Consider the following 15,473-nt stretch of genomic DNA (forward strand, 5'->3'; position numbering starts at 1 on the left):
CCATGACAACCCGAGGTTCCTGCCTGTGTGGCCAGGTTCGTTTTGAAATCGACGGCGATTTCGAGAGTTTCTATCTCTGCCATTGCACCCATTGCCGCAAGGACACCGGCTCGGCACACGCTGCCAACCTGTTCTCGGGCACGGCAAGCCTGCGTTGGTTGGCGGGGGCTGACACGGTGCGCCGTTACCAGTTGCCTGCCACCCGCCATGTGAAAAGTTTCTGTTCGGTGTGTGGCTCGGCGGTACCCACGGAGCAGCCTGAACTCAAGGTTCTTGTGGTGCCGGCTGGCTGTCTCGATGACGACATCCGTCTGCGCCCGACGGCACATTTGTTCGTTGCCAGCAAGGCCGGCTGGGACGAAGACCTGGAGCAGGTGCCGGCCTTTGACGGGTTGCCGCGCTCCTGAGAGCGCGTCTGGCGCGACTTGATGAACGGCCGGGCTCTGAGCCGGGTGCCGCCGCTGGCGGTGGCAGCCTGAACCTACCCGCTGGCGGAGGACAGCGTCCTGACCCGCTCAAAGTCCTCCGTGCTGAACACGCCGTTGACCCCGGAGATGGCGGCCAGCTTCATGCCGTGTTTCAGGCCCAGCTTGTAGATCTCCCGTACCTTCTCCCACTCGATGTTGCGGCCCAGGGTGAAGTTCTCGAAGCGGCCCTCCAGCGCCAGCACAATGGTTTCTGCCAGGCAGGCGTAGGCGATGCCGGTGGGCAGGCCAATGTCCTTCATGCGGGCTTCTCCGGGTAGCTGGATTTCGCCGGATTCGATCACCAGTACATCCGGGCGTTTGGCGACATCGTCGGCTGGGATGTCGAGGGGGCGGGCGACGTCGGTGATGACACAGCCGGGCTTCACTTTGGTGATGTCGAGGATGCGTTTGCCGGCACCGGAGGTGGCGGTGACGATCATGTCCATGGCGGCGACATCGCGGTCGGCGGAGCCGGCAATATGGACGATGGCCCCCGGGGTTTCGAGCTCGATGCTTTCCTTCAGCGCCAGCAGCTTGGCGGGTTCCGGTGCCGCCAGATAGATTTCCTCGACGGCCTTGGCCAACAGCCGTGCGCAGACCGAGCCAATGGCCCCGGTGGCGCCCACGACCATGGCCTTGCCAGTCATCTTGCCACGGCTGCCGATCTGTACCCGGCCTATCTTCTGTACCGCATCGTGAGCGGCCCACAAGGCACCGGACGCACTGTAACTGTTACCGGTGGTGATGGGCAGCGGCGACCGTTTGGCCACCGTGATGCCCGCATCCCCCACCACCTTGGTGAAGGCGCCCAGCCCCATGATCTGGGCGCCGAGCTTTTTTGCCAGCTTTGCCGCGGCCAGCAGCCGGCTGTAGGTGAACTCGGGGCCATGGGCCATGATTTCCCGCGGGGTGCCGCCAACGGTAATCAGCCAGCCTTCGACCTCGTCGCCGGTGGGGGAGCGGATGCCGGAGACCTTCGAATAGACAAAGGGCGGGGTATAGGCCACCGCCTTCTCCACCAGGTTCATCACCGCCGGTGGTGACACCTGAGCAATCCAGTCCAGCGGTGGCGTCTTGGTCAGGTACTGTTGCGACAGCGGATGGATCACAAAGGCAAAGCGGTTCACCCGCCGGTATCCGTTGGGATAGAGCACCCGTGGTTCGATACCAAGACGCTCGATCACTGTCAGGTAATCGTCCGGGCTCAGCTGCTCCGGGTTGCGGGAGAGGCTGGCGCTGATCATTGCCTCCAGCACGTTCACACCCAGGGGGCGGCCTTCAAACCAGGGGCTGTAATCCACCACCATGGCAACCCGGCGTTCGGCCAACGAGGCCAGCGCGGCCTCGGTCACCCGGGTGGTGATGACGGTCTTGCCATCCAGTTCGTGCTGGCTAAACGGTTCCAGATCTTCGATCGAACCAACAATGACGTGGGAGTCCGCCACCGAATGATGGAGCGACCCCTTGACCAGACCTTCGCCCAGCCGATACAGCGGGCTGTGCAGCACCGAATCGATAACCCGGCTGGCCAGCGGCTGAACGGTAATGGGGGCGGTCAGGCTGGTGTAGCTGTCGAGCTGTTTCAGCGAGGTCAGCAGGCGGGGGATACCAAAATCGGTATAGGGGTCGGCAAAGTAGAGGTTGTCTGTGTGCTCGCTGAGGGCCCGGGCAATGCGGTAGCCGGCCTGGCCGTTGAGGAACAGCACCCGGGCATTGTCGAAGAAGTGGCCGAGGGTAGCCTGGATATGGCGCACGGCCCACTCCTGCAGGATCCCCCTCAGGGTGGTGCCGGTGGTGACCGGGATGTCCGGAACCGAGGCCTTGAGGCGGATGGTATCGGGGTGTTCGCGCTGCTCTGGTCCCACCCGGTAGTGATCATGGCTAAGACTCAGGCCAATGGCGTTTGCCTGGGCACGCACCGACTGCAGCAGGGACTCGGCCTGGTTGAGGTCACCATTGACGCCAATGCGGATGATCCGCAGGCTCTGATCAAGAAAGTCTGTCTCAAATCGGTAATCGTCGTCGCTGGCCCCGAGGCTGATACTGAAGACCGTTTTCATCTGTCGTCCCCATGATCGCAGTTACTCTTGTTATCAGAGTAAGATAAGACTTGCCCGCCCGCCTTATTTCAGGTCAATTTCTGACCTGCTTGAGCGGGCCCTGGGGCCGCTGACCCGGCCCGAGCTCTATCCGCCAATCCTGCAGGAAGCTGAAATGCCCGATCTGATTCTGTATCACTATCCAATGTCGCCATTCTCCGAAAAAATCCGCGCCATGCTCGGCTATGCGGGCCTCGACTGGTACTCCGTGCTGACCCGGGAAATGCCGCCCAGGCCCGAGCTGGAACAGCTGGCCGGGGGTTACCGCAAGATTCCTGTGGCCCAGATCGGCGCCGATGTGTTTTGCGATACCCGCACCATTGCCGCAGAAATTGCGGCGCTGTCGGGCAAACCGGAGCTGGATCTGGCCCAGTGCGATGAGGAGGTCCAGGCCTATGTTGACGATGTTGACCGGGAGCTGTTCGTCTGCTGCCTGCTGGCCAGCGGGTCCTGGAAACTGGGCCGCAAGGTGCTGGCGTCGATGTCGCTGACGGATGTGGCCCGGTTGCTGTGGGACCGGATCAACATGGGGCGCAAGGCCCGGGTGAAAGTGCGCGGTATTGGTCATGCCCGGGCCAGGGTACGGGAGCACCTGCGGGCCACCGACGAGCGCCTGCAGCATCAGGATTTCCTGTTCGGGGATCGCCCTTGCCACGCGGATTTCTCCACCTATCACTCACTTTGGTTCATGCGGGACCTGGCAGAGTCCCGTCAGCTTGAGGGGTTCAAACACCTGCAGGCCTGGATGGCCCGCATCCGTGAGTTCGGTCATGGTCGCGAGCAGCCGCTGACCTCCGGGCAGGCGCTGGCGATGGCAACGGACGCGGAGCCGCGGCCGATTCCCCACGACTGGCGCCACGGCCGCCTGGTCGGCCGGGAGGTCAGTATTGCGCCCAGCGATTATGGTCAGGCGCCCACCGGCGGAGTACTGGTCGGCCATGGCCCGGAGTGCTGGGTGCTGGAGCGGCAAGAAGCGATGCTTGGCCGCCTGCATGTGCACCTGCCCACCGCGGGCTACACCCTGGCGGAGCTCTGGCCAGATGAGCATCCGTCATCATGAAGGCGTTGTGGCGGAGTACGTTGCTGGTCTTGGGGCTGTTGCTGTTGAATGGCTGCGATGGCCAGGCCCCGGAAGCCGGGCTGACGCTCACGGCTGACCAGCAGGATTGGGTGGGGCAGCAGATTTTCCGCAATGAGTGCAGTGGCCGCGTGGAATGCCTGGTGCACTGGAACGAGGGGGAGGCCTTTCCGTCCCTCGGTATCGGCCATTTCATCTGGTACCCCAGCGGTGTCGAGGGGCGCTTTGTGGAAAGTTTTCCGGCGCTGGTCGCGTTCATGGAGAGCCGTTCGGTGGCACTGCCGGAGTGGCTGGCGAGCCTTGAGTCCCTGGACGCCCCGTGGCCGGACCGGGCGACGTTTATGACCGAGCAGGGCAGCGACGAGGTGACTTCGCTGCGGCAGTTTCTCAATCGTACCCGGGGTGAGCAGGTGGCGTTTATCTACCAGCGCGCCGAGGGCTCGCTGGCGGACGTCGTCGCAGCGGCACCGGACGCCCGTCGCGCTGATGTCCGCGACGCCCTGGCCGCCTTGTCGGCCACCCCTGGTGGGGTCTACGCACTGATGGACTACGTTAATTTCAAGGGCGAAGGACTGTCCCCGGATGAAGCCTATCAGGGCGAGGGCTGGGGGTTGTTGCAGGTGTTGCTGGCAATGTCGACAGAACCACAGATACCGGCCCTGGACCGCTTCCGTGACGCCGCCGCCGAGGTCCTGACACGGCGGGCCCACAATGCCGCCAGGCCGATTGAGCGCGAGCGTTGGCTGCCGGGCTGGCTGGCCCGGCTGGACACTTATGCGGAGCCCGACTCATGACCGTTACCCGGGAAATCCTGCTGGTCTATGATCGCGAATGCCCGGCCTGTGACAACTACTGCCGTATGGTGCGTATCCGCCGTGATCTCGGTGAACTGAAGCTGGTGGATGCCCGTGAGCACAGTGAGGTGATGGCGGAGATCACCGGCCAGGGCCTCGACATCGACCAGGGCATGGTGCTGAAGCTGGATGGTCAGCTCTATTACGGCGCTGATGCCATTCATGCCCTGGCGCTGATCAGCAGCCGCTCCGGTTTTTTCAACCGGCTGAACTTCTGGCTGTTCCGCTCCCGGCGCCTGTCGGCGGTGAGCTATCCGCTGCTGCGGTGGTGCCGCAACCTGTTGCTGAAATGGCTGGGTAAAACCCGGATCAACAATCTGGAGGTGCCGGGGCGGGAGCGGTTCTGACGCCAGAAAAACGTAATAACCCGTCAGATTGATGGAACTTTGATCAGGGTTTGTGCGTGTGGGTAAGGGAAAACAACAACAAGATGGATACTTACCCATGACATCTCATGATCGTATGTCCTGGCTGGCCCGCGCCGGTCAGTTATCTGCCGTACTGCTGATTTCGGGCACCCTGGTTGCGTGTGGCAGTGATTCTGCCTCGGAACAGTCAGCGGTGGCCGGAGATTCCGCCTCTCGTGACCAGGCGCAAGCCTGTGACGATACCTCCGGCAACCCCGGTGGCGGCCAGGGCGCCGAGTGTCGCGACGACAGCGTACCGGAGCCGACCATCCCTCAGCCACAGGCCTCCTGCTCCGAGGACCAGGCTCTGGAAGGGGGGCGCAATTACCCGGTCTACCTGACGTCTGCCAGTGACGAAACCATCGCTTTCCAGGTGTTCGAGCCCAGCGGGGGCATTGACTGTAATCAGGGCCATCCGCTGGTGCTCCATGGTCACGGTTTCGGGGGATCCCGTTCGCTGTCCGGCTTCGATGATTACCTGGAGGCAGGCTTCACGGTGATCTCCATTGATCAGCGTGGCTTTGGCGAAAGTACCGGCACCGTGCGGGTGATGGACCCGGAATTTGAAGGTGAGGATCTGGTACAGATTCTCGACTGGGCCGAGGACAATCTCGATTACCTGAGAAAACAGCAGGACCCGGCCCTGCCGCCGGAGCTCAACCCGAACCTGGTGGTGGGCGCGATCGGGGGCAGTTATGGTGGCGGTTATCAGATCTTGTTGCACGGCCTGGATCCGAAGCAGCGTATGGACGCGATGGTGCCGGACATCACCTGGCATGATCTGCGTTACAGCCTGAACCCGGGCGATGTCATCAAGTCCGGCTGGGACCTGGTGCTGGTTGCTGGCGGGGAATCGGGTTCGATGACTAACCAGAACGACGGTCTCGATCCGATCATCCGTGAGATCCTGTTGCAGGGGTTGAGTCTCAACCAGTTCCCGGCGGAAGGTCTGGATTTCATCTACTACCACAGCCCGCTTTACCGCTGCGCCGGCGTGCCCATTGAGCCTCGCGAAGACATCAGCCTGATCACCTACCAGATCAATCCACCGGCCTACGACGTGCCGCCGGAGGCATTCAAACCCGTGGATGTGCTGCTGACCCAGGGCATGAAAGACACCCTGTTCAACTTCAACGAAGCCTGGCGTAACTACCAGTGCCTGAGTGCTCTGGGCGGTGATGTGCGGCTGATGACCCATCAGAGCGGTCACATCCTGCCAGTGGCGGCCCCGGATGAGCTGCAACCAGCCAATTACGTAGACCCCACGGCGCAGATTCTGCAGATTCCATCGTTCCAGGAAGCCGCCGGCGCCTTTGCTTGCGGCGAGGTCTCCATTGCCCGAGCTACCCTCGACTGGTTGCGTCATAAACTGCTGGGTGACGCGTTGCCGGGGTATTTCGATGGCAGCGAAGATCAGGTCTGCCTGTCGCTGGCGGATGGCCAGTCGGTTCAGGTGCCGATGGATGGATTCCCCGCTCCGGCCACCACGGGTGAGCTGCTGACCGGACCGTTCATGGTCGAGCGGTCAGTTGCCAACGGGCTGCCCATTACCTCGGGTGCTCTGGCCGCGGCAACGCCTGCTGCGCCGCCTGCGGTCTTGCCTCTGGGCACGGTGGGTGCCGAGGGTGCGGTGATTGGGGGTATTCCAAGTGCCCGTCTGAGTGTCACGGATGCCATAAACCCGCTGAATACCTGTGTCGACGCGTTGCCGTATAGCCCTGGCTGTGACCCGATTATCTTTGTCGGTATCGGCAAACGTGGCGAGGGTGAGAGCCTGTGGTCGCTGGTCGACGACCAGATCACCCCGGTGCGGGGCGTGAAGCAGGACGCCAATGTTGAACTGGTGGGCATTGCCGAGCAGCTCAATGCCGGGGACGAGGTGGCCTTGCTGGTGTATGGCTTCCACCCCCAGTATCCGGAAAGCTGGTCCCGGGATGCCGCGATCCCCTCGGTCAATGTGACCGGTACCGTTCAGTTGCCGGTGCTCTCGGGCACCCTGAGTGAGCCTGCCCTGTAACAGGGTCAATCGCCCCGTCCTCTGGACGGGGCGTGCTTCCTTGCGTTGCAGAGTTACAAAGCGACACCGGTTCCGGTATTTTTAGGGCCCATTTCCTGTAAACCGGCGCCCGATGAACATAATTCCCTTCCAACACCTGTGCTGTCCCCTCGATGGCCTTCCGCTTGCCCTTGCTGACCGAAGCTGGCGCTGCAGTGCCGGCCACTGTTACGACTCGGCCCGCCAGGGCTACACCCACCTGTTGCCGGTTCAGAACAAGCGCTCAAAAGACCCGGGCGACAGCAAGGACATGGTGGCGGCGCGGCAACGCTTCCTGAACGGCGGCTATTACCGCCCCATTGCCGAGGCGGTCAGCCGTCAGGTGTTGGCGGATGATCCGCAGGACCTGCCGCTGGCCTGTCTCGATGCCGGCAGTGGCGAGGGCTACTACCTGCGGCAGCTGGCGGAGACAGAAGGTGACGGCACCCTGGCATTGATGGGGCTGGATATCTCCAAATGGGCGGTGCTGGCGGCGGCGAAACAGGATCGCCGCGTCTGCTGGGTGGTGGGCAGCAACGCCAACCTGCCGGTGGCCAGCGACTCTCTGGACCGGCTGCTGTGCCTGTTTGGTTTTCCGGTCTATGACGAGTTCGCGCGGGTGCTGAAACCCGGCGGTAAGCTGATTCAGGTGGATGCGGGTGCGGATCATTTGCGGCAACTGAGGGAAATTGTCTATCCGTCCCTGAAGCCCCGGGATCAGGGCCAGAAGCCGGTACCTCCGGGCTTTGAGCGTCTGACCAGTGAGACGGTGAGGTTTGAGCTGGCCCTGCAGGAGCCGGAGGCAATCGCTGACCTGCTGGCAATGACGCCACATCTGTACCGGGCGAGCGCGGAGGGACGGACACGGGCCGCCGGGCTGAAGACGCTGACGGTCACGGTTGAGGTTGTTGTGCAGAGTTTTGGCCGGATCACCGGGAGCCACTGACGTAACTGCGGGTGCAACCTGAGCGTCATCTGGAAAGGGTAGAAAAGCTATGGTGGAATGGGGGCCGTGTCGGTAGAGTCGGAAGGGCTGTAACGGAATCTGGGGAGGCCGGTGATGATCCTGCAGACGCTATGCGGGTGTTTGGTGCCATTGGTGCTTGCGGGGTGTGTCTCTGCGGAGGTCGCCAGCCTCGCTGACGAACAGCGGAGATACCAGTGTCGCTTCCAGACCGATCCCCAGGCTTATGTGCAGTGCCTCAAGTACGGTCCGGATTCCTGGCCGGACGAATCGCCCTAGCTGGCCTTCAAGCTATCGGGTAGTATCAGGCGATTGGTTGCGGCTATTGGTTTTCAGTGATGATCTGGTTGGGCGCTTCCTTTTCCGGGGTCTCCAATAGAACCATCCTATTGCTAGTCTTAAAACAATCAATTTGAGCATTTTTATCGTATCGCCTACCTTAGGCGTTCAAATTCATTCTCTGGAGCTATTCAAATGGGAATTGTAAACAGCGAAATCAAACCGTTTAACGCCACTGCTTTCAAACAGGGCGAGTTTGTTGAAATCTCTGAAGCCGATGTTAAAGGCAAGTGGTCAGTATTCTTCTTCTACCCGGCCGACTTCACCTTCGTTTGCCCGACCGAGCTGGGCGACGTGGCTGACAAGTACGAAGAGCTGCAGAAGCTGGGCGTTGAAGTGTTCGCTGTGTCCACCGACACCCACTTCACTCACAAGGCGTGGCACGACACTTCCGAGACCATCGGCAAGATCAACTACTTCATGGTTGGCGACCAGACCGGCACCATCACCAACAACTTCGGTGTGATGCGTGAAGGCCTGGGCCTGGCCGATCGTGCCACTTTCCTGATCGATCCGGACGGCATCATCCAGGCGGTTGAAATCACTGCGGAAGGCATTGGCCGTGACGCTGACGACCTGCTGCGCAAGGTAAAAGCGGCCCAGTACGTTCGCAACAACCCAGGTGAAGTTTGCCCGGCCAAGTGGAAGGAAGGTGAGGCAACTCTGGCTCCGTCCCTGGATCTGGTTGGCAAGATCTAAGTTTTGCCTCATGGCAAACCCTGATCGAAAGGCCCGCTCTGCGGGCCTTTTTTGTCTGTGCCCGATACACTTTCAGTTAATAGCTAGTAGCTATAGTTAGTTTAATATCAATCAATTTGAGCTTTTGCCGGTTGCCACTTATCGTAGACAGCAATTAACAGAGATTCCTTGTTACGGAAGAATCTAAAGACACGCTTTTATTTAAGGGAACAGAGTATGTTGGACGCCAATCTCAAGCAGCAGCTGAAAGCCTACCTCGAAAACGTCAAGCAGCCGATCGAACTGGTGGCAGCGCTGGACGACACTGCGAAGGCCCGTGAGTTACACGACTTGCTGACCGAAATCGCAGGGCTGTCTGAGCAGATCAGCCTGCGTGAAGAGGGCGAATCCGATGTGCGCCGTCCCTCCTTTGCCATCAACCGGGTGGGCAGCGATATCGGTGTCCGTTTTGCCGGTATCCCTATGGGGCATGAGTTCACCTCACTGGTATTGGCGCTGCTGCAGGTTGGTGGTCATCCCTCCAAGGCCGCTCAGGAGGTGATTGATCAGATTCAGAGCCTGGACGGCGACTTCGAGTTTGAGACCTATTTTTCCCTGTCCTGTCAGAACTGTCCGGACGTGGTTCAGGCGTTGAACCTGATGAGCGTGCTCAACCCGAACATCAAACACACCGCCATCGACGGTGCACTGTTCCAGGACGAAGTTGAGCGGCGGGAAGTGATGGCGGTGCCGAGTGTTTACCTTAATGGTGAGCCCTGGGGTTCCGGCCGCATGACCCTGGAAGAAATCGTGGCCAAGATTGACACCAACGCCGGAGCCCGCGACGCGGAGAAAATCAACCAGAAAGCCCCGTTTGAGGTGCTGGTGATCGGTGGTGGCCCTGCAGGTTCAGCGGCCGCGATCTACGCCGCCCGCAAGGGCATCGCCACCGGCATCGCCGCCGAGCGTTTTGGCGGTCAGGTGAGCGACACCATGGGGATCGAGAACCTGATTTCGGTGCCGTACACCGAAGGCCCCAAACTGGTGGCGGCGATGGAACAGCACGTCGGCGAGTATGAGGTCGATGTGATGAACCTGCAGCGCGCCGAGAAGCTGATTCCGGCTGCCGAGGCCGGCGGCTACCACGAAATCCGTCTGGCCAACGGGGCCTCACTCAAGGCCCGCAGCGTGATCCTGTCCACCGGTGCCCGCTGGCGCCAGCTGGGGGTGCCCGGTGAAGCCGAGTACCGTAACAAAGGTGTGGCTTACTGCCCGCATTGTGATGGTCCGCTGTTCAAGGGCAAGCGCGTGGCGGTGATCGGTGGCGGTAACTCCGGCGTTGAAGCGGCCATCGACCTGGCCGGTATTGTCGGCCATGTCACCCTGATTGAGTTCGGTGACCAGATGCGGGCCGATGACGTACTGCAGAAGAAGCTGCGCAGCCTGCCGAACGTGGATATCCGGGTCTCGGCCCAGACCACCGAAGTGCTGGGGGCCGACGGCAAGGTCAGCGGCCTGACCTACACCGACCGCATCAGTGGTGAGAGCCATCAGCTCGATCTGGAAGGGGTGTTTGTGCAGATCGGACTGGTGCCCAACACCGAATGGCTGAAGGGAGACCTGGAACTGAGCCAGCACGGCGAGATCATCATCAATGATCGTGGTGAGACCTCGGTGCCCGGAGTGTTCGCTGCCGGTGATGCCACCACGGTGCCCTACAAGCAGATTGTGATTTCCATGGGCGAAGGCGCCAAGGCGGCCCTCAGTGCCTTTGACTACCTGATCCGCAACTCTGTACCGGCGTAACCGGGCAGTAAAAAGGGTGGTCCGGTGTCATCGCCGGACCACCAGGATGACGCTAACGTCTTGGAGATATCGTGCTAGCGTCAGGGGGCAAGTGTTTCTGGGTTACTCGGGTTGCTGTTCGCGAATGGCGTCGTGGGCTCGCTTAACGATGTAGCTGCGGACCTGTTCGATGTCAGCCTCGGTCAGCAGGCTGTCGAACGGGGGCATGTAGGTGCCAGGACGGCCATGGTGTACGGTGGTTTCAAAGCCGGCATGGAGCAGCGGGCTGTGGCGCAGGTCGGGTATATCGTCCATCAGCCCGGCAATGGCACCCTCACCGTGACAGCGCATGCAATAGCGGTTGTAGAGGGCACGGCCGGCATCCACAGCGGCTGGCGTTGCGGCCAGTGCCGGCGGGCTCAACGGTGGTTGTGGCCGGCGTTCCGGTACCGGCGGGTTGGTGGCCGTGCCGCCCAGCCGGAAGGTGTAGACCCGATTGCTGTGGCGGGCCTGGTAAGCCGCGGCAAAGGGCCCGGCGATGCGGGACAGAGCGCCGCCAACCCCGGTCAGCACACTCACATATTCCTCGCCGTCAATAGCATAGACCGCCGGTGCCGCTACGATGCCGATACCGACGTCATAGCTCCAGACTCGTTCCCCGCTGTCTGCCCGGTAGGCGTATAGCTGTCCCGAGGGGGTGCCCTGGAACACCAGGTTACCCGCGGTGGTGACGGTACCGCCATTCCAGATGGTGGGGTATTCCACTTCCCAGGCTTTCTGCTGGGTTACCGGGTCCCACGCGATCAGGCTGCCCTTGATCAATGGCAGCACCTGCGCCAGTACCGAGGGATCTTCCGGAAAGTCCGGCCATTTCAGTCCCAGGTTGAACACGTTTCCGGGTTTGGCTTGGTAATCCTCTTCCTCGTTGTACACCCAGGGTACTTGCTGGTGGGGGATGTACACCAACCCGGTCTGCGGGTTGTAGCTCATCGGGTGCCAGTTATGGGCGCCGAACGGCGATGGGAAAGCCAGCTGCGGGCCGTCCTCATAGCGGGCGTTCTCTGTTTCCACCGGTCGTCCGGTGGTCATGTCGATGTGAGAGGCCCAGGTGACCTTGGTGAAATTGTTGGCCGACAGCAACTCCCCGGTGTGGCGGTCGAGGACATAGAAGAAGCCGTTCTTGGGCGCCTGCATAATGACGTCGCGGGGCTTGCCCGCCAATTCCAGGGTGGCCAGCATCAAAGGTTGGGTGGCGGTGTAATCCCAGGCCTCCCCGGGGGTGGTCTGGTAGTGCCAGAGATACTCGCCGGAGCGGGCGTTGACCGCTACGATGGACGAGAGATAGAGGTTGTCACCGCCTTCGGGGCTGCGGATGCGGCGGTTCCAGGGCGAACCGTTCCCGGTGCCGATATAGAGTACGTCGGCGGTGGGGTCATAGATCATGGAATCCCAGACCGTACCGCCGCCCCCCTGGGCCCACCAGTCGCCACTCCAGGTCTCGGCGGCATCTGCCATGGCCTGGTTCTCGAAGCCCCGCTCCGGGTTACCGGGTACGGTGTAGAATCGCCAAAGCTTTTTGCCGGTATCGGCGTCATAGGCACTGACGTAACCACGTACCCCAAACTCGGCACCACCATGGCCAATGATCACCCGCCCATTGGCCACCCGCGGCGCGCCGGTGATTGTGCGCCGGTCGTTGTTGTCCTCGTTGGTGTTCACCTCCCAGGCCACCGCGCCGGTTCGGGCGTCGAGGGCGACCAGGCGGGCATCATAGACGCCGACGTACACCTTGCCCTGATACACCGCCAGACCACGGTTGGTTACGCCGCAACAGCCGCGGGCTCCGGCCTCCGGGTTTACCCGGGGGTTGTAGGTCCAAAGCTGTTTGCCGGTGAGCGCGTCAAGGGCATAGACCTTGCCCCAGGGGCCGGTGATATACATTACCCCGTCTACGACCACCGGGGTGGCCGAGCCTCCCTGTTTTGAGCCCATGTCGTAGACCCAGGCCAGTCCCAGGTTTGCCACGTTATCAGCGCTGATTTGTGTGAGTGGGCTGAAACGCTGTTCCTCATAAGTGCGGCCGACCCCCAGCCAGCTTTGTGGTTCTTGGTCCGCCCGCCGCCAACGGTCGTCGGTGACGGCACCGGGGGAGACGGCATCAGGGTTCTCCGTGGTGGCGGTATCCTGTTCGGTGATCGGCGTACAGCCCGCTGCGAGAGTGAGCGAAAGCAGGCCGGCGACCGGCCACAGTAGTGCTGTTCTTGTCATTGTTTTTGCCTCGTGATTGACCGGAGCTGGCGTCAGTTGCCGGCGGCCTCTGTTCGTTTGGTATTGATCACCCTCAGGGTGGTGTATTCCTCAAGCCCCTGCTGGCCCCACTCAACCCCGATGCCGGAGGCGCGGGTAGTGGGCATGGGTATGTGAGGCCCAAAGGCACAATGCTGATTGATCCATACGGTGCCGGTATCCAGTCGATTGGCCACCGACTCGGCTCGGGCCAGGTTGGATGACCAGACCGAGCCGCCAAGACCATAGGGGGAGCGATTGAGGCCGGCAATTACCTGATCAAGATCGGTGTAGCGTACGATCGGAAGGATTGGGCCAAAGGCTTCCTCGTCCACCACGGGATTGCCATCTTTGAGATCCCTGACCACCGTCAGCGGAATCAGGAAGCCTGGCTGGTCGGGCACATCGCCACCGGCAATGATGGTGCCGTGCTGCTTGGCCTCGTGCAGGTAGCCGCAGACCTTGTCGAACTGGGCGCGATTCTGCACCGGCCCGTACTGGCTGGCCGAGTCCATGCCGTCTCCGACTATGGCTGAAGCCGCGAGGGTGGCAATCGCGTCGCACATCCGGTCGTAAATTCGGTCAGGGACATAGACTCGCTTGATCGCGACACAAACCTGACCGCTGTTGATGAAGGCTGCGTTGAAAATATCCTGGGCTACGTCGTCCACATTGACGTCATCCAGCACCAGGGCGGCATCGTTGCCTCCCAGCTCCAGGGTGAGCCGTTTGAGTGTAGCGGCGGCACTCGACATAACCGCCTTGCCGGTCTGGGTGGACCCGGTAAAGGAGACCTTCTGGATATCCGGGTGTTGGGTGAGTAACGGGCCGAGATCGTTGTTGTCGGTGATGATGTTCACCACACCCGGTGGAAAGATATTCAGGATCGCTTCACCCAGTTTCAGGGTGGCCAAAGGGGTTGTTGGGGCGGGTTTCAATACCAGGGTATTTCCCGCGAGCAGGGCTGGGGCAATCTTGTAGCAGGCAATGAGTAGCGGGAAATTCCAGGGTGTGATGGCGGCGACTACCCCCAGTGGCCGGCGTTGTAGCTGTACATGCTGCTGCTCATTGTCGATCAGCCACTGGTTGTCCAGCCGCATGTCGGCAATGGTTTGGCAAAATGCCTGGGCGTAATCCACCTCTGCCCGGGCCTGGCTCAGGGGTTTGCCCTGCTCGGCGGTTAACAGCAGGGCCAGTTCCTGCTTGTGAATTTGGAGGGCGTTGGCCATCAGCATCAGCTGTATCCGTCGCTCTGACATGGGGGTCTGGCTCCAGCTTGGGAAGGCCTGCTTTGCCGCCTGGACGGCCTGTTCCAGCTGCGCAATTGACGCTTTGGGGCACTGGGCCAGAACCTTTTCATCGGCGGGATTGATCACGTCGATGGTTTCCCGGGCAGGCTCCAGCCGGCCGTTTATCAGCAACCTGAAATTTTGCATCGTGTGTTCTCCAGAAGGCCTTGGCCGGCCTTATAAACCGAACAGGTGAAGGAAGCGGAGCTGGAATGCTTCCAGCTCAGGACCGTACTGACTGACATCCAGATCCCTCAGGTACTGGGCCTGGAGCTGCAGCTTTCCGGGTAACAACCAGTGATTGATGCCAACGGTGATGGTGGAGGAGTCCACTTCATTGCCCATGGCGACACCATCAAGGTGGGTTTCGTCACCTTTGCGCCAGCTGTAGCGGAGGCTCGGGTAGGTGGTTGGGGTAAGGTCATAGGACAGCATGGCCTGGACCTGGTAGGCCTCGTCCTGTTTCAGTCGGTCACCGCTCTGAGGGTCGGAGTTGGTGCCATACCACTGCACATCGGCGACAAGGTCCAAGGCAAGTTTTTCGGTGAGCCGGGTCATGTAGCCCGCCTGCAGGATATAGCTCCAGCGATTGGTGCCCAGATTTACCGGCTTGTCGGCGTCGTACTCACCGGTGGGGGCGATCACATAGGGAGTGATCCCGAAGTAACTCTGCTTTTCCGGATCTTCATGGAGCCAGACCGTTGCCGCAAAGATGGCATCGCCCATGCCGGAACTGGAATCGTCCAGCAGGCCTATTTCCTGGGTGCCGAAAGGTAGCAGTACCTGTGGATCGACGGTCAGATCCATCACCTTGGTAAAGTGAACGAAGCGATAGATACCGATCGTGGCGTCGAGGTCCAGGTCATCGGTTACGGCCTGGCCGTCGACATTCAGGTCATCGGCGGAAAGCTGGCGGGCATAGAGGACGTTCAGGTTGGCGCCTTCCGGCAGGGCGGTATAGTCCCTGGGATCAACATCGATCGCCAGACTCACCGCGGGGGTTAGCAGGGACAGCGCCGTCATGGCGCAGCAAAGGTTACGGACAGATTGGTTCATTATTGTTCACCGTTGTTGTTATTGGGGGGCCAGAATCACCGATTCCGGCGGACTGCCCCAAAACGTTAACAGTGGCAATGGCAGAGGGCTTGCTGGTGACGGACACCGGACTTGTGTCAAAACGACACGACCGATG

General features: G+C 61.1%; 13 protein-coding genes. 9 read left to right on the plus strand and 4 right to left on the minus strand.

Going from position 1 to position 15,473, the window contains the following annotated elements:
* Positions 1-2 precede the first annotated feature (2 nt).
* Entirely contained in the window at positions 3-407 is a 405-nt protein-coding gene (locus BLV11_RS08025; protein WP_091812447.1) for a GFA family protein, read from the plus strand.
* 74 nt (positions 408-481) lie between these two features.
* On the opposite strand, the gene BLV11_RS08030 is transcribed toward BLV11_RS08025, so the two are convergent.
* Positions 482-2,527, minus strand: coding sequence for a dehydrogenase (locus tag BLV11_RS08030; protein ID WP_091812448.1), 2,046 nt, complete (start codon positions 2,525-2,527; stop codon positions 482-484).
* 154 nt (positions 2,528-2,681) lie between these two features.
* Between BLV11_RS08030 and BLV11_RS08035 the strand changes: the two genes are divergently transcribed.
* From BLV11_RS08035 to ahpF, 8 genes are all read left to right on the plus strand, one after another.
* Positions 2,682-3,626, plus strand: a complete 945-nt coding sequence (locus BLV11_RS08035; RefSeq protein WP_091812449.1) for a glutathione S-transferase family protein — start codon at positions 2,682-2,684, stop codon at positions 3,624-3,626.
* Positions 3,623-4,438 carry a hypothetical protein gene (locus tag BLV11_RS08040; RefSeq protein ID WP_091812450.1) on the plus strand — a complete coding sequence of 272 codons (816 nt, stop codon included), beginning with the start codon at positions 3,623-3,625 and terminating at the stop codon, positions 4,436-4,438. Before BLV11_RS08035 ends, BLV11_RS08040 begins: the two co-directional genes overlap by 4 nt.
* Complete coding sequence (locus BLV11_RS08045; protein WP_091812451.1) at positions 4,435-4,845, plus strand: DCC1-like thiol-disulfide oxidoreductase family protein; 411 nt, start codon at positions 4,435-4,437, stop codon at positions 4,843-4,845. The genes BLV11_RS08040 and BLV11_RS08045 overlap by 4 nt, the downstream gene beginning before the upstream one ends.
* Positions 4,846-4,942: 97 nt before the next feature.
* Positions 4,943-6,922, plus strand: coding sequence for an alpha/beta fold hydrolase (locus BLV11_RS08050; RefSeq protein WP_091812452.1), 1,980 nt, complete (start codon positions 4,943-4,945; stop codon positions 6,920-6,922).
* 112 nt (positions 6,923-7,034) lie between these two features.
* The gene (locus BLV11_RS08055) at positions 7,035-7,886 is read left to right on the plus strand and encodes a putative RNA methyltransferase (RefSeq protein ID WP_091812453.1); all 852 of its coding nucleotides are present in this window, start codon (positions 7,035-7,037) and stop codon (positions 7,884-7,886) included.
* A 114-nt stretch (positions 7,887-8,000) separates the two neighbouring features.
* Complete coding sequence (locus tag BLV11_RS08060; protein WP_091812454.1) at positions 8,001-8,183, plus strand: hypothetical protein; 183 nt, start codon at positions 8,001-8,003, stop codon at positions 8,181-8,183.
* A gap of 195 nt (positions 8,184-8,378) precedes the next feature.
* On the plus strand, positions 8,379-8,942 hold the full coding sequence (gene ahpC / locus BLV11_RS08065; RefSeq protein WP_091812455.1) for an alkyl hydroperoxide reductase subunit C: 564 nt from the start codon (positions 8,379-8,381) through the stop codon (positions 8,940-8,942).
* 216 nt (positions 8,943-9,158) lie between these two features.
* Positions 9,159-10,727, plus strand: coding sequence for an alkyl hydroperoxide reductase subunit F (ahpF, locus tag BLV11_RS08070; RefSeq protein ID WP_091812456.1), 1,569 nt, complete (start codon positions 9,159-9,161; stop codon positions 10,725-10,727).
* Positions 10,728-10,829: 102 nt separating this feature from the next.
* Here ahpF and BLV11_RS08075 read toward each other — a convergent pair whose 3' ends face one another.
* Genes BLV11_RS08075 through BLV11_RS08085 form a run of 3 tightly spaced genes read right to left on the minus strand, consistent with a single transcriptional unit; the run spans position 10,830 to position 15,337 of the window.
* Positions 10,830-12,974: a PQQ-dependent dehydrogenase, methanol/ethanol family gene (locus BLV11_RS08075; protein ID WP_091812457.1), complete on the minus strand. Its 2,145-nt coding sequence runs from the start codon at positions 12,972-12,974 to the stop codon at positions 10,830-10,832.
* A gap of 32 nt (positions 12,975-13,006) precedes the next feature.
* Entirely contained in the window at positions 13,007-14,428 is a 1,422-nt protein-coding gene (locus BLV11_RS08080; RefSeq protein WP_091812458.1) for an aldehyde dehydrogenase family protein, read from the minus strand.
* A 30-nt stretch (positions 14,429-14,458) separates the two neighbouring features.
* The gene (locus BLV11_RS08085) at positions 14,459-15,337 is read right to left on the minus strand and encodes a transporter (RefSeq protein WP_091812459.1); all 879 of its coding nucleotides are present in this window, start codon (positions 15,335-15,337) and stop codon (positions 14,459-14,461) included.
* Positions 15,338-15,473: the final 136 nt, after the last annotated feature.

Source organism: Marinobacter mobilis (assembly GCF_900106945.1).
Lineage (GTDB): Bacteria > Pseudomonadota > Gammaproteobacteria > Pseudomonadales > Oleiphilaceae > Marinobacter > Marinobacter mobilis.